Below are 20254 nucleotides of genomic sequence, written 5' to 3' on the forward strand. Positions count from 1 at the left end.
CGAGCTCCGTGACCCTGGGCACTCACAGCGGCATCTTCCTCGCGTACGCCGCCGCGGTGGTCGCGTTGCCCGAGCGAGGCGTGGGGGAACCCGTCGGCGCGCCACATGCCTGCAGCAGCTCGCCCTGGCCCGGCTGCCTGCCATTGGGGAACAAGTCTTAACCCCGAACTGAAGTTCATCGATCGGATGGTCCAAAGGATCCGCATCCCCTGGTCCGTCGCCGTCCTCATGAGAAGGGACAGCCATCTGCCCATGCTGGATCTGATCGAGCAACTGGCAAGCGACTACGACGCCTTGGATGCCACGGACGCCCGCTCGGCGAGGCTGTGATACGCCCTTCGTGTCCTCGCCCAGCCTCCACAGTGCCGCCTACCGCCAGGGATGGCGACCACAGGCGCTCCTCGGTGAGGCCGTGCAATCCCCTACGCATGCAGGATCAGACCGGACGATTGGTCGTCATTTCTGCGCTCCTCGGGGCAGTCGGACGGGGCTGGGTCAGAAGCCAACAGCCAGCGAGGGAAAGGCCTTTGGCCGGTTCCGACCCCTGCGCAGGAGACCTCCCCGGCGTCATCCGGGTGAACCGGTCGACGTGCGCGACGGGGAAGGAGACCAACAGTGGCGGAGACGTCGGAGTCTGCAGGACGGCACAAGACTCCACAGGACCATTGCATAGCCGTGGACTGGCGCGGCGGCACCTTACTCGGCTGGGACCGGCACGGGGCGTACAGCCGTGCCGAGCACGTTCCGCCCGCACGACCGGGCCTGCCGCCGATCCCCCGCAACGCGCAAGGACGCGCACAGGTACGCGAACAACTCGGCGACACACCCGCAATGGTCGGAACCCTCGCTGAGGCACCGGGGATCAAGGTCATGGAACAAGCCTGCTTCATCGACCACCGGGGATTCATGGCCGCCTTCGACAACCCGCTGCCGACCGTCCAGCTCTACCTGCTGCGGTCCGGAGGGTTCCTGCGCCGCTCGCGCGGCCAGGAGGAGTTCATCGACCCGACCGTCGGCTTCGCGATGGGCCACGGCCAGGAGATGAGCATCGCCCACCCGGCCGGGACCTGCGACATCAGCACCTGCATCACCCTGGACCTCGACACTTACGCAGACTGGGTGGACCAGACCCAGGTCGACACCACCCCCGCATTCCCCGTGCCCGCCCGGCTCGACCTGGGCCACCGCGTACTCACCGCCGCCTGCCGCTCCGGTGCCGACCGGTTCGAGACAACCGAAGCCGTCCACGCCTTGCTCCGCCAGATCACCACGCACCGACCGCCCGACGGCCTGGACCGCCGGCCCGACACCGTACGGGCGCACCGCATGCTGGTCGCCGAGGTTCGCGCGGCGCTCCTCGACGACCCGTCCGCACCGACCCTCACGGACCTCGCCCGGCACGCCGGCTGCTCCCCGTTCCATCTGAGCCGGGTGTTCCGCCAGGTCACCGGCAACACCCTGGGCTGCTACCGCAACCAACTGCGTACCCGGTCGGTGCTGGAGCACCTCGCCGACGGCGCCGACAACCTCGCCGACCTGGCCGCCGCACACGGATTCTCCGACCACGCCCACCTCACCCGCACGCTGCGCCGCCATCTCGACACCACGCCGTCGGAACTCCGAGAACGACTGCGGCACACCCTTCCCGTGCCAGCGCCAGCCATCGCCCCGCCTTCCGGCACCTGACCTGATTTACCCCCAGCGCCGCACAAGGTGAGCAAGAACCTTCAAGCCCCGTCGGCTCCCTCGCCTGCACGATTCAACGGGCCGGTCGCCACCGCCCGGGGCACCGACCGTGCACGGACACAGCGGCGACCGCCCGCCGGCACCACAACGCCGGGTGGCCGGACGGCCTTCCGCCCCGTCCACCCGGCGTCCTGCACCACGCCGCCCCGACCTGCCCAGAGCAACCCCGGCGGCGCGTGATCGCGGCCGAACAACCCCACGCACGCCGTTCGTCCGTGCAGGGAACACCCACCGGTGCCGGCCCGTGCACACGTTCGTCGAGAAGGGAACCGCATGCGATTCATCCGCCTGGCCGCATCCGCGGCCGCGCTCGCCACCGCGTCCACGGCACTCGTGGTGCTCGGCGCCGGACCCGCAGTCGCGAAATGCGAGGAGCTGCCCACCTCGTACCTCGCCTACAGCAACCCCAAAGACACTCTGATTCCGTTCCAAGGTGCCGCAAACACCAACGACGACGGCTGGGTCACGGCCAAGCCCGGCGACACCGGGACCGCCACCGAGCTCGAGGGCGTGCAGGTGTCTGTCGGCGTCGCGGTCAGCGGAACCATCGGGGCCGACATCAGCGCCATCGTCGCAGGTGCCAACGCTTCCCTCGGCACCACCGTCAGCACAGGCTTCACCTGGCAGGCCGGCAAGCTGCTCGGCGGGACCTTTCCCGGTCCCGCGACGAAGCGGTCCTGGGCCTACTTCTCCGGCACAGAGTTCACCGTCACCAAGTACGTCCTGGCGGTCGGCACGTGCCAGTACAGCGTCCTGAACAGCGTCAAGGTTGTCGCCCCGGACGCGGAAGGGAAGGGCTACAGGACCGTCGCGCTCCAACCGCTCTCCGAGATCTTCCCGGACAAGTCCGCCGCGTCCCAGGAGTCCAGCGCAGCCGGCAGCACCCCCTTTGTCGCATACCGGCAGCTGCGTACCAACGAGTTCGGCGCCCGGTACGCGGACCCGCGCGACAGGGTCAGCGGCACCGCGGACCTGCCCACGCCGCCCGAGCCGGAGCATCCCGACGGCGTGGCATCCGTCTACGGGATCCTCGCCGACGGCCGCCTCACCTACACGAGCATCGACGTCGCCAACGGCAACCGGGCGCACCTGTCCATCTCGACCAGGCCCCTCGGCTTCACCCCCAAGGCCCTGGCCACCCTCAACTTCAACACCCTCCTGGTCACCTCCACCGCGGGACGCCTGTACCGCGTCGACGTCGACTCGGTCAGCACCGGCACCCTTACCTTCGCGGCGCCAGTTGACCTGGGCGGCGGCTGGACACACGACCTGCTCACCTACGACGGCAGCGGCAAACTCTTCGGCATCGCCGCCGGCACGCTGCGCCGCTACACCGTCCACACCGCCAAACCCACCGCATCGGGCATCACCGGCGACGGCATCGTCGGCACCGGATTCACCCTCAAGACCCTCACCTCCACCGCCCCCGACTGGATCCTCGGGACGACCGCCGACGGCCAACTCCTCACCTACAAGATCAACGGCGTGGGCGGGAACTGGACACGCCACCAACTGCGCTCCTCGACCTGGGAGAACATGACGCACCTGGCCTCGCCCGGCAGCGGCGTCCTCTACGGACGCCACAACTCCTCCGGCATGTACCACTACTGGGACATGGACCCGACCGACGGAAGCGGCACCGACCTGATCGGCTACGCCAACGACCCGGTGGACTCGGCAGGCTGGAGCCAGATCCTTCTCTCAGCGAACCCCAACGCCCTCTGAACCACCACCACCGCCGGCGCCGGATCGACACACCGATCCGGCGCCGACATCAGCCATTTCCCCGGCCCGGGCATCCGACGAATCGCACCCTGCAGTCCCACTCCCCGTCGCGCTCGCCGCCACCGGAAGCCCCTGACCGTCCAGGTCCTCCTGCCCCCGGGGCCCGAACCACTCGGGCAGATACGGCCACAGCACCCCCGGCCCGCAGCCATTCGACCTGCGTCAGATCACGATCCACGACCAGCGCAACGATCGACCGGGCCGACAGTCTCAAGATCCCCAAAACGCTGCTCAGGCGGCGAGGCAGGGTTCCCGTGAAGGGACAATTCGCGCGGGGAGTTGGTGATTGTCCGGGGTTCTGCCTAGAACTGGATCATGTGCACCGAGTGCGTGGGCGCAACCGACCCCGATCCCGAATTCGCCGCCGAGCTGCGGCGTTGGCGTGCCGTACGGCAGCTCAGCCAGCTGGAGTTGGCCACACGCGCCGGGACCACCCAGCGGCACATCAGCTTCCTGGAACGCGGGCGGTCCCGGCCGGGCCGTACCGTCGTCGTCCGGCTGGCAGAGTCGCTCGACCTGACAGCCACGGAGACGGACACCCTTCTGCACGCCGCCGGTTACGCTCCCACCGACGAGGCAAGGCGGCCGTCGAAGCACCCGGCAGGATGTCCGCTCTGCAGTCTGACCGGCGAGCTCTCCCTCGGGATGTTCTATCGCGCGCTCCTGCTGGGCCGGACCCGTCCGGAGTAGGACACGATGGCGCCCCGAGCGCAGGAGTTGATCGAGGCCGAGACCGCGGCGAGGATCGGCGCGGAGTGGAACGAGCACACCGAGGCCTGAACCAACTTCCGCAACGGCACCGGGAGCGTGGACGACCTGGTCAAAGCCCTGGGCGCGGACACCGGGATCTCCAAGAGCGAGGTCTCGCGGATCTGCGCTGGGTTGGACGAACCGCTGACCGCGTTCCGCACGAGGCCGCTGGACCGCACTCGCTTCCCCTGCGTCTACCTGGATGAGACCTACTGCAAGACCCGCGTGAACCACCAGACCGCGTTCCGCGCCGTGGTGATCGCCACCGGCGTCCCGAATGTGAGACAGAGCCGTTCGCTTTACAGTCCCGAACGGCATCGGAGTGCGCGACAGCAAGGGACTCGCTCGCGGTCAGCTCCGTGTGCAGACTGCCAGTTGGGGCCGACTGGGCCGACTGCTCTCGGATGTGAAGAACTCCCGCCAAGCAGTCCTCACAGCTCGGCCAGCGAACCCAGCAGCCAAGTCAGGCGTAGTTCGGTCGCCGTGGTGCGTGCCGCCTCGATCAGCGTCGCGCGTTCGGAGGCGTCCTCCGCCAATGCCTGGGCCAGGGTTGCCTGGGCGGCCGCCGTCTGGGGGCGGGCTCCGGCGGCGGCGCGGAGGTGGAGGGAGCGGCGGAGAAGCTGCTCGCCCTCTGCCTTCTCGCCTCGTTCGAAGAAGGCCAGACCGCCGAGGTGGCGGACCGCGTAGGACTCCAGCAGCAGGTCGCCCGTGTCGCGGCTCGCGGCCAGTGCCTTGCGGTAATGCGCCTCCGCGGCGTCCTTGTCCTCGGCGATGTGCTCCTGGAACGTCCCGCTGTGGAGCTCGCCCCAGCCGTGGAGTTCCTTGTCCTCCGCCGCCGCCCGGTAGCCGGCTTCGGTGGTGGCCCTGTCGTCCGGGTCCGCGTCCTCGGCGAAGAGCAGGCGGCTGTACGCGAGCTTCCCGCCCAGGTACCGCGCCTGAACCGATGCCGGATCCAGTGCCGCGACCGCCTCGGCGGCGGCCTCGCCGCCGGTCCGCTGCCAGAAGTTCCGATCGACCAGGAGCTCGGCCCGAAGCGTGGCGCCCTCGTCGCCGTCGCCCGACAACGCCAGTGCGGCATCCCATTCGCCGGCCAGGTGGAGCCGCCGGATGACAGTCGGCATCAGGCAGTAGGTGTCGTTTGCTATCATGGTACCTACATTAGAAATGGCGAATGTAGGTGGTCAAGTGCAATTCGGCGACTACATGGGAAACGTGATCCGGCTGGCCGTCGAACTGGCCAACGCCGACGGGCTCAGTGAACCCAGTGACCTGGCCCGCCAGATGTTCGACGAGCACGAGGTCGACGCGCCAGGCGACGGGGAACTCGGTGCACTGCCCCGGCTCGTCGGCGACGCGCTCGGCCAACTCGTCGACCGCGAACCCCCGACCGCGGTGCACCGCATGCTCGACACCTACCCCCCGGAAATGCACCTCGCCGACCACGACGGCACCCTGCACCTGCACTTCGCCCGCAACGGGGCCCCGGCTGAACAGTGGCTCGGCCGACTCATCGCCGCCAAGCTCGCCTTGGTCGCGGCCGGGGACCCGTCCGTCACCCTCGGGCGGTGCGCCGCCGAAGGCTGCCCGAACTACTTCGTCGACCAGTCCCGCAATCGCACGCGGCGCTTCTGCGGCAATACGTGCGCCAGCCGTACGACGGTCGCCGCGTACCGGGAGCGCGCCGCACGAGGCTGACACACCACGCCGGCCGCAACCCAGGCCTTCGCGCGCGGCGGATCTTCGTCGACTACGGTGCGGCCATAGCGAATTCCGTACTTCTCCCCGGTACGTAGCTCGGCGCGGAGGCGTGGGACGCGGTCGTCCCCGGACTGCGCGAGGCCGGGCACGCGGCGTACCCGCTCACCCTGTCCGGCGTCGCCGAAAAGGCCGGCGTCGACGCCGATCTGGAGACCCATGTCCAGGACATCGTCGACGGGCCGCGCCAAGCTCTACTCCAACGCCCTGGACGCCGCCTGGAAGCGCGCCGTTCCGCAAGTCGAGTATCGCGTCCATCGACACTGCTTGACTTGAAGCGCGGTTCAAGTACGAGGGTAGGTCAATGACCTCCTCGAAGATCTTCAGTCCCGCCGAGACCGCCTATCTGCTCAGCCAGCGGCTGGGGCGGCTGGCGACCGTGGCCGCGGACGGCACCCTGCAGAACAACCCGGTGGCCTTCAAGGTCAACGACATCCTCGGGACCATCGACATCCGCGGCTACCACCTCGGCGCGACCCGTAAGTTCCGCAACGTCGAGGTCAACCCCGAAGTGGCCTTCGTGGTCGACGACATCGCCTTGTACGACCCGTGGACGGTCCGCGGAATCGAGATCCGCGGCACCGCGGAAGCGTTGCGCGGGGTGGACTCGACCGACAAGTGGACCAGCCCCGAAGTCCTGCGCATTCACCCCCGACGCATCATCGTGTGGGGCCTCGATCCCGACACCCCGGGCATGCACAGTCGCAATGCCCCTGCTTCGGCCTGAGTGGGCGTCGAATTCGCAGGCCCATGATTCAGGCTCGCCGGATCGTGGGACCGCTTGCCGTTCGAGCGGTCTGGCGGTCGTGTCCCTGCCGGGATGCGGGCGTGGCGAGAGCGCAGTATCCGAGCGACTTGCCGGACGATCGGCCGCACTGTCCGGCGTCCGCTGTGCGTCCGTCAACTCCCCTGCGGTTGCTCAAGTTTGCCCAAAGTGTCGGTTGAGGGACCGGCGCTGGCCCTATCGTCGGGACAACGCGGGCCGACCGTGGCCCGCTCGGCCATTGGGGGGCCTTGTGCTGACGATCAGAGGCAACGCGTCGCAGAGGTTGCGGCAGCTCGCCGACCAGTTCATCCGGAACGTGGTCGCGGTCCACAACGCCACCATCCAGACCGTCGTGGCCGACCCGCATATCCGGCTCATGGTGCTGGTCGACGTCGTCGAGAGCGATTCCTCGGACTCCGAAGGCACGGACCGGCTGCAGAACACCCGCATCGGCTGGGTGGCGCCGGACAGCGAGATCACGATCACCATGGAGATCGCCCCCGACGGCAACGGCCTGTACGACGGCCTCCTGCACGAGCTCATCCTGCACGTGGCGCCCGCGGCGCTGAAGCACGCGACTGCGATCGCCCGGCATGCCGCGCCCGTATACCCGGTCTCCGACGCAGCCATCCAGGCCGAGGAAGCACAGGAGCACGCGGCCCAGGCGGCGTGGCAGACGATGGCCGACATCAGCGTGGCCTCGGGCATCGGCGGGCTGCTGGACGCGGTGATCATGGACACGTGTGCGCACAGCAAGGCCATCGCGAGGGCCGTGGTCAACACGCTGCGGCAGAATCACCGCATCAGCGACGTGACAGCGGGCGAACTGCTACAAGAAATCAACTCGTAAGCGACTGCTGGTCTTCTCGCCGCCACAACGTCCCGTCCTGCTTCGCAGGGCGGGGCGTTCCGCCGATGAGGAATGCCGCCGGGCCGCAGCCCGCGAGCCTGCCAGGATCTCCAGTCGCCGACCGAGCCACCCGCTTGCCGACGGAAGACGTCCCCGAGACGAATTGGTGGTGCGCTTGCCGGGGTGCACGGTGGAAGTGGTACGGAGGGCTTGTGACATCCCTGATGGCCTGGTCGCCGGAACAGCCTGACTACCTGGCGCTTCTCGACGGCTGCCGTACCTCGGCAGTGCACATGGAGCTGCGCGACGCCTATGCGGTCTCACACGAGGACGACGACTGGGCGGCGGGCTGGCCGGCGACCGCGACCCGGCGCGCAACGAAGACCGATGGTCGCCGTTCTGCGAGACCATGCTGCAGGCAACGACACGTGGCGTAGCAGTACGAAGGTTGCGCGTGGTCTCCACACCGGTCACGGAGTACGCGAAGTTCGAGTACGCCGGGACGCCGGCCAACGTGCGCTCCGGAGAGTCGGTCCGCTGGCTGCCACGCGCACACGCTCGCGAACTGCTTTTGCCCGCAATCGACTTCTGGGTGCTGGACGGCCAGCGCCTCCTCCTCCATTACTTCGACGGGGACGGAGGCTGGCTGGGGCACGAATTCAGCGAGGCGCCCGACCTGGTCAAGGTGTACGTGGACGCCTTCGAGAGTCTCTGGGAACGCGGAATCCCCCATGAGGACTTCACGGTCTGACGCTCTGCTCCGCCGATGACCAAATCGCCGTCGTCAGCTGTCCGGATCGCCCGTGCGGCGCCGGCAGTCCGACTGAAGGAAGTCATGGTGCGCGGCGGCCTCGGCGACCGGCGTCGATGGCGGTCAGGCGGGAGCGCTCCGGACCGTGGCCGTTGCGCGTGAATAGGCAGCGTGATCGACGCTTCGGGCAGCGAGTCGCTCTTCCGCGCTGGAAGGATCGCCGTTCGACGACGGAGACCGTGGGTCGTGCGGCCAATTGTGCGGAGGACAGGTGCAGTTCTTGTTGATCGCCTTCGACGGAGTCGATGAGGGCGCGGCGGGACGGCGTCTCGCGGCTCGGGAGGCGCATATCGAGCTCGGCGATGAGATGGTCGCCGCCGGGCGCATGCTGTTCGGCACGGCGATCCTCGACGACGAGGGCCGGATGATCGGGTCCATGCTGGTTCTGGACTTCCCGAGCCGTGCGGAGCTGGACGCCTGGTTCGCCGTCGAGCCCTACGTGACCGGCAAAGTCTGGGAACGTGTCGATATCCGACCGTGTGCGGTTGGCCCGTCGTTTCGTGGCATGACCGTCGCCGGGAGAGACTGAGATGTCATCCACGAACAGCGGACGAGGGGACGCGGCGGAGCCGGAACCCGGTCTCGACCCATTGGCCAGGACGGCGTTGTGGACCGCTGCGATGCGCGCCCGCGAGCACGCACGCCCCGACCGGCTGTTCTCGGAACCGCTGGCGCACGCGCTGGCCGGCGACGAGGGACCGCGGATCATGCACCTGTTCGAACGCGACGTCCAACGCGGTGTCGAGGACCCGGCGCTCGCGGTGCGGACGCGTTTCCTCGACGAGGAGCTCCTGCGGCACGCCGACCGCGGGATCAGGCAGTTCGTGTTCGTGGCCGCAGGTATGGACACCCGTGCCTACCGGCTGACGTGGCCCGCCGGGACAGCGGTCTACGAGCTGGACCGCCCCTCCCTGCTCGCCGTCAAGGGGTCGGTGATCGAAGCATCCGGCGCCGACCCCGGGTGCGCTCGCGTGGACGTGGGCGTCGACTTGCTTGCCGACTGGCAGACACCGCTGCGCGCTGCGGGCTTCGATCCGGGCGTACCGACCGCGTGGCTTGTCGAAGGCCTGCTGTACTTCCTCACCGGGACCGAGCGTGACACCTTGCTGCGGCAACTCGCCGACATGTCACGGCCCGGGAGCCGTCTGCTGGCCGACTACGTGGGGCAGAGCGTTCTGGACGGACCCGGCATGCGCGCCTGGCGCGAACGCATGGCCGAGCAGGGGCATCCATGGAAATCGGGATGCGACACACCCGAGGACCTCTTGGCGGACCTGGGGTGGTCCGCCAAGGTCACCGCCTACGGAGACCCCGAGGCCGACTTCGGACGCTGGGACCACGCCACGATCGAGCCCGGAACTCCTGGCACCCGCGGGCGCTACCTCATCTCCGCCACGATCGACGCGTAACACGTATCGCGTGACGCGACGCGTCTCCGAGGATGTCCAGCACGAGTGCCGTGCCCGGGCTGGTTCGACGGCAGGGGCGCGCTCAGGCGGGTGGGCAATCAGGTTGCTCGGGGGACCGGCTGTCGGCGTGCTGCCGGGACAGCTTTGCGCCGAACAAAGCGGCGTGGCATCAGGGTCATCACAGCCCAGGACAACCGCGGCTCGGCGCGTTCCTCCACACCTACAACCACCACCGCTGCCACACCGCACTCGACGGCCACCCACCCATCAGCCGCGTCAACAACCCTGCGAGTCAAGGCTTTCCCCTGCGCTACGTCGGCGGTCTTAGGCCGCCTTAGTCCGACTCAGGCGGTCTTCGCCGGTCTCAGGTCCGCACGCGGCGGCGTTCCCGTCTGCTTAGGTAGCGGTCCTCGCGCCTAAGGCGGCAGCCGGCCCGCAAGATCGGGCATTCGCCCGATGCCCGGGCCCCTGCTGGAACGAGAACCTTGAGCCACACCGGAAAGCGGAAGAGCCGCCGACCGGAACCCCTCAAGGAGACCGACACCATGCTGCAGTACGAACTCTTCCAGTCCCGCCAGCAGGAGCTGCATCGCGAGGCCGAGCACGAGCGCCTCGTACTCCGCGCCCTGCGCAGCCGCCGCGAGGCCCGCCGCATGGCGAAGGCCGCGGCCGCGGCGGCCGCCGCCGAGCCGACCAACACCGGCTGGAAAGCCGGCGACTTCCGCCCCGCGGCATGAGCTGCACGGCGGCCGGCCTCCCGCGACAGCGGAGGTCACGCCGCACCACCACCGCCGGAGGCCCAGGCGCTGTACCCAGCGCCCGGGCCTCCGCCTTTTCCGCTTCAGACGCGGCCACGGTTCGGCGGGCGCCGAAGCGTCCGGAGGTTACGTTGCCCAAGCCGCGACAACGCAGCCGCCCCGCACGCCGCGATGGCCGCCGCGGCCGCGGCACCTGTGTCGACCTCGAGGAAGGGCCATCATGCAAGACCTCCAGCACCGCATCGCCGCGCGGTTCCGGGACATCAACGGCAACCACCCGATGACCCCCGACGACGACGCCTACGTCACACGCCAATTCGTCCCCCTCGAGATCCTCTGCGCCCGCACCGGCCACGCCCCCGACGAGGTCCGGCAGCTGATGCTCGACGGCTCCCTCCCGCTCCCTGGCTACCTGCGCTCGGACGGCGCGGAGATGGTGCCGACCGACCTTTTCGCGCTCGCGGACCGCGCGGGCGGCGTGGCGCGCCTCCGCGCGTGGTTCGTCGCCCAGTGGCCCGGCAACGCGGCCACCGGCACGGAGGAATGGGACGCGTACACCAGCGGCCAGTACGTCTGCCTGCACGCGGTCTCCCCCGAGACCATCCGGCGCAAGGCGCAGCTGACCACCGCGATCTCCGCGTCCCTCGCCGCGCCGCTCCCCCGTGACGCCGCGTGGCTGACCGCTCTCCATCGCATGGTCGACGAACTCGACGCCCTCGAAACTGATTTCACCGCATACGACCGGCTCCGCTTCGGAGCCCCGACGTCCCGCGACACCTGCATCGACGCGGTACGCGCCCAGCACCCCCGCGCCTGAGGGGCCGGCGCGAACTGACGGACCTGCCGCGCCCCGACCGCTTCGCAGCCGCCGCCGGCCGCGGGTCCCGCTCGATCCGGTACCCCGCGCCCGTCACCGTCGTGATCAGCGGCGGGTCGTCCAGCTTGCGGCGCAGCGTGCCGACGGTGATCCGGATCGCGTTGGTGAACGGGTCCGCATGCTCGTCCCACACCTTGTCGAGCAGCGTCTCGGCACTGACCACATCGCCGTCGGCGGCCAGCAGTTGCTCCAGGACGCCGAACTCCTTGGGCGTCAGGTGCAGCAGCCTCCCGTCACGCTCCGCCGTGCGGCGCGCCGGGTCCAAGGCGACGCCGGACGCGCGCAGCACCGGCGGCCTCGCCGGCGTACTCCGTCGCGCCAAAGCGTGCACGCGCGCGACCAGTTCGGAGAACGCGAACGGCTTGCCGAGGTAATCGTCCGCCCCCATCGCCAGCCCGCCGACCCGGTCCTCGACGGCGTCGGCGGCGGTCAGCATCAGCACACGGGAAACGCCGCGCCCGGCGAGCTGCTGGCACACCGCGTCGCCGTGCACGACAGGCAAGTCGCGGTCCAGGACGACCACGTCGTACGGCGTGGCGTCGCACTTGTCGAGCGCCTCCTGGCCGTCGAGGGCGACGTCCACCGCGAAGCCGTGCTTGCGCAGCCCGGTGCCGATGTACCCGGCGAGGGGCTGTTCGTCTTCGACGAGGAGTACGCGCATGCGCGCAGTGTCGCAACGCCGACCTATGGAACGCGTATGGGCCGCCGATCGATCACCGATCGGCCCCGCCGGATAGACCTTGGCCGCAACGAACTCCACGTACGGAAGGGTGTGTTCGTATGACGACGACGCGTCGCGCGGCACTGCGCATGCTGGGCGTCTCCTCGGTCGCCGCGGCCGCGGCCGGGGCAGCGGCGGCCGGTGGCACTGCCTGGGCGGATGCCGCGCCGGGTGCCGAACCCGAGGCCGCCGCAGGTTCCGCGTCCGCCCGCGTCCCCAAGGACCTGCGGCCCGGCGGCGAGCTGGACCGGGTCATCACGGAGCAGGAAGCCCTCGACAACTTCTCGGGCTCACTCCTGATCACCCATCACGGGCGGACCGTGCTGGCCCGGTCGTGCGGTTGGGCGAACAAGGCCCGCGGGATCCGGAACAGCCCGGACACGCTCTTCGGCCTGGCCTCGGTCGCCAAGGTCTTCACCGGGGTGGCCATCAGTCAGCTCGCCCAAGCAGGCAAGCTCCGCTACAGCGACACCGTAGGCACGCACCTGAGCGGCTTCTCGGCCGAGGTCGCCAACCAGGTGACGATCCATCACCTGCTCACCCACTCCTCGGGGTTGGGCGACTATATGGGGCTACCGGAGTATCACGAGGCGTCGCGTACGTGGGACCGCATGCAGCAAGTCTGGGACGGCATAGGCGCGTTCGTGCGCACCGAGAAGCTCGCGTTCCCCCCCGGGGTCGGCAATACCTACAGCAACTCGGCCTACCACGTGCTGAACGAGATCATCGCGAAGGTGTCCGGGCGGCCCCTTGAGACCTACTTCCGCGAGAACGTGTACGGCCCGGCCGGGATGAGCCGGACCGGCGCCTACACCCGCCCGCAGCTCCTGACGGACCGCGGGATCGCCCACCCGTATGCACGTGTGCCGGGGTCCGCGGAACGCGTCGACCGGCTCGACAACGAGGGTTTCGCACCGGGGGCGTACTCGACGTGCGCCGAGATGGCGCGGTTCGCCCGCATGCTGTGGCAGGCGAAGCTGATGAACCGCGCGTACACGGATCTGACGCTGAGCGGGAAGATCCCGGGGACCGGGTTCCGCCCCGGCCCGGGGGCGCCGCCCGGACCCCCGCCGATCCTGTTCCAGTCGTACGGCCTGCTGGCGACCCTCCTCGGCGCGGACTGGACGTACGGCCACAACGGCGGCTCCAGCAACGGTGCCGCGACCGAGTTGAGCTTCTTCCCACGCACGGGATACGCCCTGGTGATCCTGTCCAACTACGAGACCGAGTCCACTCGTCCGGTCGGCAGTCTGGCCCGCCGGCTCATCGCGGCAGCCTGACGGCAGGGCCGCCGTCCGCGCCGGTATCCGGAGCCGCCTGCCCGTCAGGCTGCCCGGGTACCGGCGCGACCCGCCGAGCCCGCTCCCCGCCCCCGCCCCCGCTCGCGCCTGTCCCCGCTCGCGCCCGTCCCTGTCCGCCCGTCACCACACCATCGCGACTTCCTCCGCCCACCCCAGCAGCCCGTCCACCTGGACGACCTGGCCGTCGTCGGTGCGGATGCGACCGCTGTAGTGGCCGAAGCTCTGGTCCGTGCGGTTCGCGATCACGCGGGCGTCGGTCTCGGCGTGGCGGTTGTGGAACGGGGTGAACGTGACGTCCACCTGATCACTGTCCGGGGTCCGGATCGTCCACGGCCTGCGCAGGTCGGCGAGGTCGTAGTCCCACACCAGTTCGCTGCCGATCTTGCTCAACCGGCCGTCGACACAAAGGGCGTTCTCCGTCGCCCCGGTCCCTTCGGTCCACTTACCGCCGAACTGCAGGCCGACGACGTGGTCGCCGCAGACGCCCGACGCCGCGCCCCAGTTCCAGGTGATGCGGCGCGGCCACCGCCCGCGGCCGTGGTCGAGCACCGCCCAACTGTCGGCACCGAACGCGTACGTCTCGTCCCCCACCCGGACCGTGCCGGACGCGGGCAGCGCCGTCTGCTTCGAGGTGAACTGGAAGCGCCGGTCGTCCCACGGCACCACCACGTTCATCGTCTCGTGCCCGGCCGGCGCCGCCACCACGAGATCCACTTCGAGCGGACGCCGGTCCGGGGTCATGCAGCGCGCCCTCAGCCGCGTAGTCCCGCCCGCCTCGGCGTGGATCCCAATGCGGACCTGGTTCCGTACGGGGCGTTCCGGACCGACCACCACGCTGGGGCCGGGGCCTCCGGTCGGCGTCGGCATCCCGGCAATGTGTTGCGGCAGCCGCGCCCGCCGCGGCGCGAGAATCGCGGTGCGTTCCATCTCGTACGGCGCGTCGGCGCCGAAGTCGAGGAAGTAGACGGCATCGAGCGAGAACAGGTCGAGGTCGCTGACGGTAAGCGCGATCAGGTGCGTCGGCGTCGTCACGCACCAGTACTCCCAGCGCTTGGTACGCCCCCACCCCCGCAGGTTCGCCCGCAGCCATGGCTGCCGCGACCAACCGACGGCGCCCGGATCGAGCCGCCCATCCGGCAGACACAGGTCGACCGGCCCGGTGATCTCACGCTCCGCTGTCGTCATCCGCCCAGGTTAGGCGCGGTGTCAGCGCCATGCCCTGCCGGGGATGTAATCGAGGAGCCCGCTCAGGTGGGAGACGACTTCATAGGCGCGCTCGTCGCCGACCTGGGCCTTGGTGCCGTCCTCGGGGCGGAGCACGGCGAGCAGGTAGCCGCCTTGTACTTCCCACTCGGTGAGGCCGACGCGCTTGGCGTGGCGGACGACTCCGTCGGTGAGCAGGCTGCGGGCTGCGGCCGGGGCGTCGGTGTCGATGAGGATGCGCTCGTCCTGCAACGGGGCCTTGGGGGTGATGGTGTAGCGCGCCGGCGGCACCTCGGTGGGCATCTGCACGGCGCATACGGTGCCGATGCGTTGCGACCAGACCTTGAACGGTGTGTGCGGGACCGGTTCGAAGAAGTCGCAGACGACGAAGTTGCGGCCTTCATGAGTGCCGCGGACGACTGCGAAGGGCCGGCACCGCGGCGCCTTGGGGGTCACGTCGATGAACCCGTGCGGCGGTTTGGGCCGCTTGGCGAACGGCTCGAACGTCCACCGGCGCTTCAGCTGCGGGTCGCGGGCGGCGTACGTCCAGCCGTGTTCGGCGGCCCAGGCGGCACGGCGGGAGTTGATGGCGGTACGCGGCCTCCAGCGGAACAGCAGCCGCGGGAGCATCTGGTACGCGAGGATCACCGCCGCGAATTCCACGGCCACGACCGTGCCGGGCACCCAAACCGAGGAGCATCCCACCAGGACGACCACGACGACGACGAAGTAGTCGAAGGTGACGCGCTGGAACCCGGTCTCCCCATACTGCTCTTCGTCGGCCCAGACCTTCCCGTGTGCGGTGTCGCGGGTGTTCAAGGACCAGGCCGCAACCAGGTTCGCCACACCGCACAGCGCCAGGATGCCCGCCCCCACGAAGGGCGCCACCGGGAACCCGAACGGCGCCGCAGCCGCCACACTGATCACGATCGCTGCGACGAACAGGAACCTTGTCAACCACGCCCCCGTAGTCAGTGGTCGATGAACTTCATTGAAATGCTATGTAGTTCGCGCTTCCGGCGCACGAGGGCTTGTGTGATCGATCATGGGACTACCGCACAGTCGTCGTCGTTGATGTGGCATGGGGTGGGGCAATCCGACGAATGCCACACGGGAACGGCTGCCGTCGGTTCTGCCGGTCGGCAACACACATCGCGCCAGGCGGCGGGCACCGGCAGTCCGGCCGATCGCGCGAGCAGCGCGACTACATCATGTCCGGCAGATCAGTGGGGCGTACTTCCGCGCGTGCTGCTTCCAGAAAGCGGTGCCAGACGTCTCCGAGGTGCTCGAAAGGCCTCTTTCCGCCTGTTGTGCCGTGCCAATACGTGCTGCCGAGAGCGTTGGCGAGGTCGGCCAGGGCAAGGTTGAGGTCCTCCGAGGCGACGAGCATCAACTTGTTCCGCAGCGACCACATGCGATGTATCAACTCGGTCGGTCGATCTTCACCATCGCTGATGACCCGCTCGATCGCCTGGTAGACCTCGATGAACTCCCCGATCGCGGCTCTTCGTTCGCTTCTGATCTGGTCGACACGGGCTTGCCGGGCGTTTCGTTCGGCGACGCGATTGGTCACATATTGAGCTGCTATCGTGCCCGCCGAGCCGATTACCGCGCCAAGCAGAGCACCCGCGACAGGTAGCCATTCCATTCCGGCAGAGTCCCATCCACGGCAGGGAGACAGCGGTCGCATTGACCGGATCGATGCCTGCTTCGGCAGCGGCTGCCGGGCTGACCACCGCCACTCCGTAGCAATTGGGCACTGGCTTGCGCGGACAGGTGCTAGTGCCGCGCGACCGGGGTGCGTTGCTCGCCAGTGGCGCAGGGGCAGGATCCGGTCGGGTGGCCTTGGGCCACGTGAAGGGTTCACCCCTCGTCGCTCCGGGACGCCGGCGCGGACCGGCGGTCGAATGCCGATGGGGTGGGCCGGGGGCGGGCGTACGGCACTACGCTGCCCGCGTGATCCCGCATGCGAACGTGCATCTCGCCGACCTTCTCGACCGCCGTGCGAACGGGCACGAGCCCGCGTCGGAGGCGGTGCTGGCCGCGCTGTTCGAGGGTGGGGTGTTCGTTCCCGTCACGGACGCCGGATCGGTGATATTCCTCCCCGACGAAGAGCAGCCGCCCACACTGCTCGGGTTCACCGACGCGGCGCTCGGCGCGCAACTGCTGCCGGAGGCGGCCGGGATGGTGCATTGCGACGTGGCGCAGCTCAGGGACATCCTGGAGAAGACGGGCGTTGCCGTACTCGCGGTCCGCTCGGGGAACGGGCAGGCGATCTTTCCCGAGCAGGTGCTCCGCGACTGGTCGACCTACGGGCCCGGAGCGGAGATGAAGCTCGACTGGTCCACCGACCCGTTGGCGGTCGCTCTGCGCGACGCACTGGTTCGGCGGGTCCGTGAGTTCCCCGCCGTCCGCTCGGTGTGGGTGGCGCAGGTCCGGTGGCGGGCCAACGACGAGGAACACCTGATGCTGCACGTTGCCGTGGACGAGGATCTGCCCTCGGCCTCGGCCGACCGCCTGATGGAGGTCCTGCTCGGCGAGGTGAAGCTCGGCCGGGGGCACACGAAGGTCGGGATGCTCGCTCTGAACACCACCACCCACGCCGACGCGATCGCCCAACTGGACCGCCACGGTCTGGACACCGTGCGCCACGACGCCGGGTCGGGCCAGGTCCAAGTGATCTCCCGCGAGTACGACGACCCGTCAGCGGCGTCGGCAGATGGCGCCGCGCCCCAACCCCCGGCCAAGCGCCGCTGGTTCGGTCGCTCCTGAGGGACATTGCCCAGGCGCTCCCATTCGGACCTTGCCGAACGTCCGACACCGCGCGCAGCCCCCTCCGCATCTCCACCAATTGACACTTGTACAAGCGAGTGTTTGTATTTAAAGGTGAGCTTCGCCGAACCGACACCGGATCTCGATGCCGCGCTGCGGGCGCTCGCCGACGGCAACCGCCGCACGATCCTGCATGTCGTCCGGGACGGGCCGTGTGCCGTGGGCGAGATCGCCGAGCGTGCGGGCCTGTCGCAGCAGACTGCGTCGCACCATCTGAAGGTGCTGCGCAGTGCCGGGTTGGTGAGCGAACAGCGGGACGGCACAAGGCGGTTGTACGCCGTCCGCACCGACGGTCTGGCTGCGGTACGCAGCTACCTCGATGGCTTCTGGCCGGCGAAGCTGGACGCCTTGAAGCGCGCCGCCGAGGCCGCCGCAAGAGCGGCGCCGGGAGGCGGCGATGGCTGACTACGCGACGTCCGTGGACATCGACGCCCCGCCCGAGGTGGTCTTCGCGCATCTGGTGACCGCCGAGGGGCTCGTCGCGTGGATGGGCGAGCACGCCGTGGTCGAGGGCCGCCCCGGTGGCGAGTTCACCGTGGACATCGCCGGTTCACCGGTCCGCGGCCGCTACCTCGAGGTCGACGCGCCGCACCGGGTGGTGGTGTCGTGGGGCATCGCCGGAAGCCCCGAACTCCCGCCCGGGACCTCGCGCGTGGAGTTCCTGCTGACCGCGAAGCCCGGCGGCGGTACGCGCCTGGACCTGCGGCAGACCGGGCTACCGGAGGTCCAGGAGCCCGCGTACGCCCGCGGCTGGACGCATTACCTCCGCGTGCTGGCCGGCGTCGCGGCGCAGCAGCAGGCGATTGATTGACAGGCCGACGGGACGAGTCGACGGGATGACGCCATGACCGGACAACAACCCGCCTCCGCTGCCGAGCGTGCGCAGGCGCTGTTCGCCGACCTGGCCGCCGAGGTGCTCGGCAAGCCGGGCGTCGACACCGGCACGATGCTCCGCAGCGAGGGCCTCAAGGTGGACGGCCGCTTCTTCGCCTTCGTCTCGCGGGACGCCGACTTGGTCGTCAAGATCCCCGCGGAGCAGGCGGCTTCGCTGACCGCGACCGGCACCGCGCTGCCGTTCCGGTCAGGCGGGCGGACGCTGCGCGAGTGGGTCAGCGTCCCCCTGCCCGACACCGACGTCGACGCCGATGTCGCCGCCGAAGAAGGAGACGGGCAAGGGCGCGGAGGCGGGGACGGCGAGCAGCTCTGGCGCGGCCTGGTCGCCGATGCCTACGCCTTCGTCGCCGCGCTCCCCGCGAAGCCGAAACCGAAGCGGACGGGCTGAGCAGACCCGACGCATGCCGAGGGCGAACGGCCCGATCGCGCGTTCGGTGCGGACCTGGCGCCGGAACGGCACTGTGCGTTCGGCCACCCGCGCCACGCCGACAAAGCGGCTCACCGGCCGGTCCGCGCCGCGGCGGTGCTGCGGCCGCGGTCGGTGAGGACGAAGCGGACGTCGGCCGCAAGATTCTCCAGTGCCTGCGCCGGGGTGAGCGCGGCCGGGCCGCCGGCGAGCGCGCGGCTGCCGTACGACGTCGGGAAGCTCGCGCCGACGCCGAGCGTGGTGCTGCCCGCGGCCTGCAGGCCGAGCACAGTACGCAGGTCCTGAGGCAGCGCGTCCCAGCCCGGGTAGTCGCGCAGCGGCGCCTTCACCGGGTCGTGGAACTCGGGGACGGCCAGCCGCAGCCCGGCGGCACCCGCGGTGTCGCGTACCTGGTACGCGAACTCCTCACAGGTCGGCGCGGCGGGCCCGGCGCAGGCCCAGTAGAGCGCGGGCAGCCGGGCCGGATCGCGGACCGCGACCGCGGCAAGCGCGGCGACGGCCTGGCCGAGGGTGTCGCGCGGGATCATGTCGAGGCGCTGGTGCGGCCCGACTGCGGAGGTGTGGACGCCGGCCAGGAGCATCCGGATGTGCCCGTGCACGCACTGCTGTTCGGGCGTCCACCCGGTGCCGGTGTCGCCCATGACCACGGATGGCCGCACCACACATGCCAGCGCGTCGGATGCACTCACCGCGCGCTCCGCGGCGATCTTCGACTCCAGATACGCGACCGGCCGGGCCGCACATTCGTCCGGAAGCAGCGCGCCGGCAACCCGCGCCTCGTCCATGTGTTCGACGAACGCGGACGAGATGTGGATCAGCGGTACGCCCGCATCGTGCGCCAGTTCGGCCATGCGCCGGGTGCCGGAGACGTTCACGCACTGGAAGCTGTCGGAGCTGCCGTCGAAGCACGCGCGTCCCCCGGCATGCACGACGACGTCCGCTCGGGCCGCGAGGTCGGCCCACACGCGCGAGTCAAGGCCGAGGCGCGGCGCCGCGAGATCGGCGCGTACCTCGTCGTGCGCATGCACCGACGGCCGGCGGCCGCGCAGCGAGACGACGTGGAAGGCCGGGCGCAGCGCGCGGGCGATGGCCTCGCCGACGACGCCGCTGGCACCGGTCAGGAGCACGACGGGCGCTTCCTCCGACATGCGGCCGGACATCTCGGGGTCCTCCGTCGGCTCGGGCTGCGCGTCGTGGTCCGGCGCGGGACTCGGCGACGGCAGGGCCGCAGAGGCCGGCACCGGGACCGCCGGCACGGTGACCGGCATACGAACCGGGCAGAGGGGTTCGGACAGGCGCGACACGACGTCCACCTCGTTTCACGGGGGCGCCCGCAGGGGGCGAGTGCATCCTTCGGCAACGTAGGCGA

22 protein-coding genes and 2 pseudogenes are annotated in these 20254 nt (G+C 69.9%); 18 read left to right on the forward strand and 6 right to left on the reverse strand.

The genetic code is table 11. The features are described from left to right. The first annotated feature begins 186 nt into the window (after window positions 1-186). The 5 genes and pseudogenes from LZ495_RS08880 to LZ495_RS08900 all read left to right on the forward strand — a co-directional run. Window positions 187-330 (forward strand): hypothetical protein, encoded by a 144-nt coding sequence (locus tag LZ495_RS08880; protein WP_235051462.1) that lies wholly within the window; start codon window positions 187-189, stop codon window positions 328-330. Window positions 331-675: 345 nt separating this feature from the next. After that, on the forward strand, window positions 676-1686 hold the full coding sequence (locus LZ495_RS44760) for a helix-turn-helix transcriptional regulator (protein ID WP_235051463.1): 1011 nt from the start codon (window positions 676-678) through the stop codon (window positions 1684-1686). Between the two features lie 333 nt (window positions 1687-2019). Beyond that, the gene (locus LZ495_RS08890) at window positions 2020-3471 is read left to right on the forward strand and encodes a tachylectin-related carbohydrate-binding protein (protein WP_235051464.1); all 1452 of its coding nucleotides are present in this window, start codon (window positions 2020-2022) and stop codon (window positions 3469-3471) included. Window positions 3472-3861: 390 nt separating this feature from the next. Then, window positions 3862-4221, forward strand: coding sequence for a helix-turn-helix domain-containing protein (locus LZ495_RS08895; RefSeq protein ID WP_372498543.1), 360 nt, complete (start codon window positions 3862-3864; stop codon window positions 4219-4221). Window positions 4222-4329: 108 nt separating this feature from the next. Then, window positions 4330-4554: pseudogene (locus tag LZ495_RS08900) on the forward strand (transposase); the annotation flags it as partial. 158 nt (window positions 4555-4712) lie between these two features. On the opposite strand, the gene LZ495_RS08905 reads toward LZ495_RS08900, so the two are convergent. Next, entirely contained in the window at window positions 4713-5429 is a 717-nt protein-coding gene (locus LZ495_RS08905) for a hypothetical protein (protein WP_235051465.1), read from the reverse strand. A gap of 55 nt (window positions 5430-5484) precedes the next feature. On the opposite strand from LZ495_RS08905, the gene LZ495_RS08910 reads away from it, so the two are divergent. The 8 genes from LZ495_RS08910 (at window position 5485) to LZ495_RS08950 (ending at window position 11447) form a co-directional block, all read left to right on the forward strand. Beyond that, the gene (locus tag LZ495_RS08910; RefSeq protein ID WP_235051466.1) at window positions 5485-5976 is read left to right on the forward strand and encodes a CGNR zinc finger domain-containing protein; all 492 of its coding nucleotides are present in this window, start codon (window positions 5485-5487) and stop codon (window positions 5974-5976) included. Between the two features lie 364 nt (window positions 5977-6340). Next, on the forward strand, window positions 6341-6763 hold the full coding sequence (locus LZ495_RS08920) for a PPOX class F420-dependent oxidoreductase (protein WP_235051467.1): 423 nt from the start codon (window positions 6341-6343) through the stop codon (window positions 6761-6763). 289 nt (window positions 6764-7052) lie between these two features. Next, the gene (locus tag LZ495_RS08925) at window positions 7053-7652 is read left to right on the forward strand and encodes a hypothetical protein (protein ID WP_235051468.1); all 600 of its coding nucleotides are present in this window, start codon (window positions 7053-7055) and stop codon (window positions 7650-7652) included. Between the two features lie 409 nt (window positions 7653-8061). Further along, a complete protein-coding gene (locus tag LZ495_RS08930; RefSeq protein WP_372498544.1) occupies window positions 8062-8403 on the forward strand; it encodes a DUF6879 family protein in 342 nt (113 codons plus the stop codon). Between the two features lie 271 nt (window positions 8404-8674). After that, window positions 8675-8992 (forward strand): YciI family protein, encoded by a 318-nt coding sequence (locus tag LZ495_RS08935; protein WP_235051470.1) that lies wholly within the window; start codon window positions 8675-8677, stop codon window positions 8990-8992. A 1-nt stretch (window position 8993) separates the two neighbouring features. Then, window positions 8994-9872, forward strand: coding sequence for an SAM-dependent methyltransferase (locus tag LZ495_RS08940; RefSeq protein WP_235051471.1), 879 nt, complete (start codon window positions 8994-8996; stop codon window positions 9870-9872). A gap of 545 nt (window positions 9873-10417) precedes the next feature. Next, window positions 10418-10609: a hypothetical protein gene (locus tag LZ495_RS08945; RefSeq protein ID WP_235051472.1), complete on the forward strand. Its 192-nt coding sequence runs from the start codon at window positions 10418-10420 to the stop codon at window positions 10607-10609. 241 nt (window positions 10610-10850) lie between these two features. Then, window positions 10851-11447, forward strand: a complete 597-nt coding sequence (locus LZ495_RS08950) for a DUF6058 family natural product biosynthesis protein (RefSeq protein ID WP_235051473.1) — start codon at window positions 10851-10853, stop codon at window positions 11445-11447. Between the two features lie 73 nt (window positions 11448-11520). Here the strand turns inward: LZ495_RS08950 and LZ495_RS08955 are convergent. After that, window positions 11521-12168: pseudogene (locus LZ495_RS08955) on the reverse strand (response regulator transcription factor); the annotation flags it as partial. 119 nt (window positions 12169-12287) lie between these two features. Between LZ495_RS08955 and LZ495_RS08960 the strand changes: the two are divergent. Then, on the forward strand, window positions 12288-13508 hold the full coding sequence (locus LZ495_RS08960) for a serine hydrolase domain-containing protein (RefSeq protein WP_235051474.1): 1221 nt from the start codon (window positions 12288-12290) through the stop codon (window positions 13506-13508). A 141-nt stretch (window positions 13509-13649) separates the two neighbouring features. Here the strand turns inward: LZ495_RS08960 and LZ495_RS08965 are convergent, their stop codons facing one another. The 3 genes from LZ495_RS08965 to LZ495_RS08975 form a co-directional block, all read right to left on the reverse strand. Beyond that, a complete protein-coding gene (locus tag LZ495_RS08965; protein ID WP_235051475.1) occupies window positions 13650-14714 on the reverse strand; it encodes a DUF2804 domain-containing protein in 1065 nt (354 codons plus the stop codon). Between the two features lie 21 nt (window positions 14715-14735). Then, window positions 14736-15689, reverse strand: a complete 954-nt coding sequence (locus LZ495_RS08970) for a type III secretion system chaperone family protein (RefSeq protein WP_235051476.1) — start codon at window positions 15687-15689, stop codon at window positions 14736-14738. A 247-nt stretch (window positions 15690-15936) separates the two neighbouring features. Further along, the gene (locus tag LZ495_RS08975) at window positions 15937-16380 is read right to left on the reverse strand and encodes a hypothetical protein (protein ID WP_235051477.1); all 444 of its coding nucleotides are present in this window, start codon (window positions 16378-16380) and stop codon (window positions 15937-15939) included. Between the two features lie 308 nt (window positions 16381-16688). Between LZ495_RS08975 and LZ495_RS08980 the strand changes: the two genes are divergently transcribed. From LZ495_RS08980 to LZ495_RS08995, 4 genes are all read left to right on the forward strand, one after another. Next, a complete protein-coding gene (locus LZ495_RS08980; protein WP_235051478.1) occupies window positions 16689-17504 on the forward strand; it encodes a hypothetical protein in 816 nt (271 codons plus the stop codon). 114 nt (window positions 17505-17618) lie between these two features. Then, entirely contained in the window at window positions 17619-17969 is a 351-nt protein-coding gene (locus LZ495_RS08985; protein WP_235051479.1) for an ArsR/SmtB family transcription factor, read from the forward strand. After that, on the forward strand, window positions 17962-18375 hold the full coding sequence (locus LZ495_RS08990; RefSeq protein WP_235051480.1) for an SRPBCC family protein: 414 nt from the start codon (window positions 17962-17964) through the stop codon (window positions 18373-18375). The genes LZ495_RS08985 and LZ495_RS08990 overlap by 8 nt, the downstream gene beginning before the upstream one ends. Before the next feature lie 33 nt (window positions 18376-18408). After that, window positions 18409-18846: a hypothetical protein gene (locus tag LZ495_RS08995; RefSeq protein ID WP_235051481.1), complete on the forward strand. Its 438-nt coding sequence runs from the start codon at window positions 18409-18411 to the stop codon at window positions 18844-18846. A gap of 110 nt (window positions 18847-18956) precedes the next feature. Here the strand turns inward: LZ495_RS08995 and LZ495_RS09000 are convergent, their stop codons facing one another. Continuing rightward, complete coding sequence (locus tag LZ495_RS09000) at window positions 18957-20189, reverse strand: SDR family oxidoreductase (protein ID WP_235051482.1); 1233 nt, start codon at window positions 20187-20189, stop codon at window positions 18957-18959. Window positions 20190-20254: the final 65 nt, after the last annotated feature.

Source organism: Yinghuangia soli (assembly GCF_021502675.1).
Lineage (GTDB): Bacteria > Actinomycetota > Actinomycetes > Streptomycetales > Streptomycetaceae > Yinghuangia > Yinghuangia soli.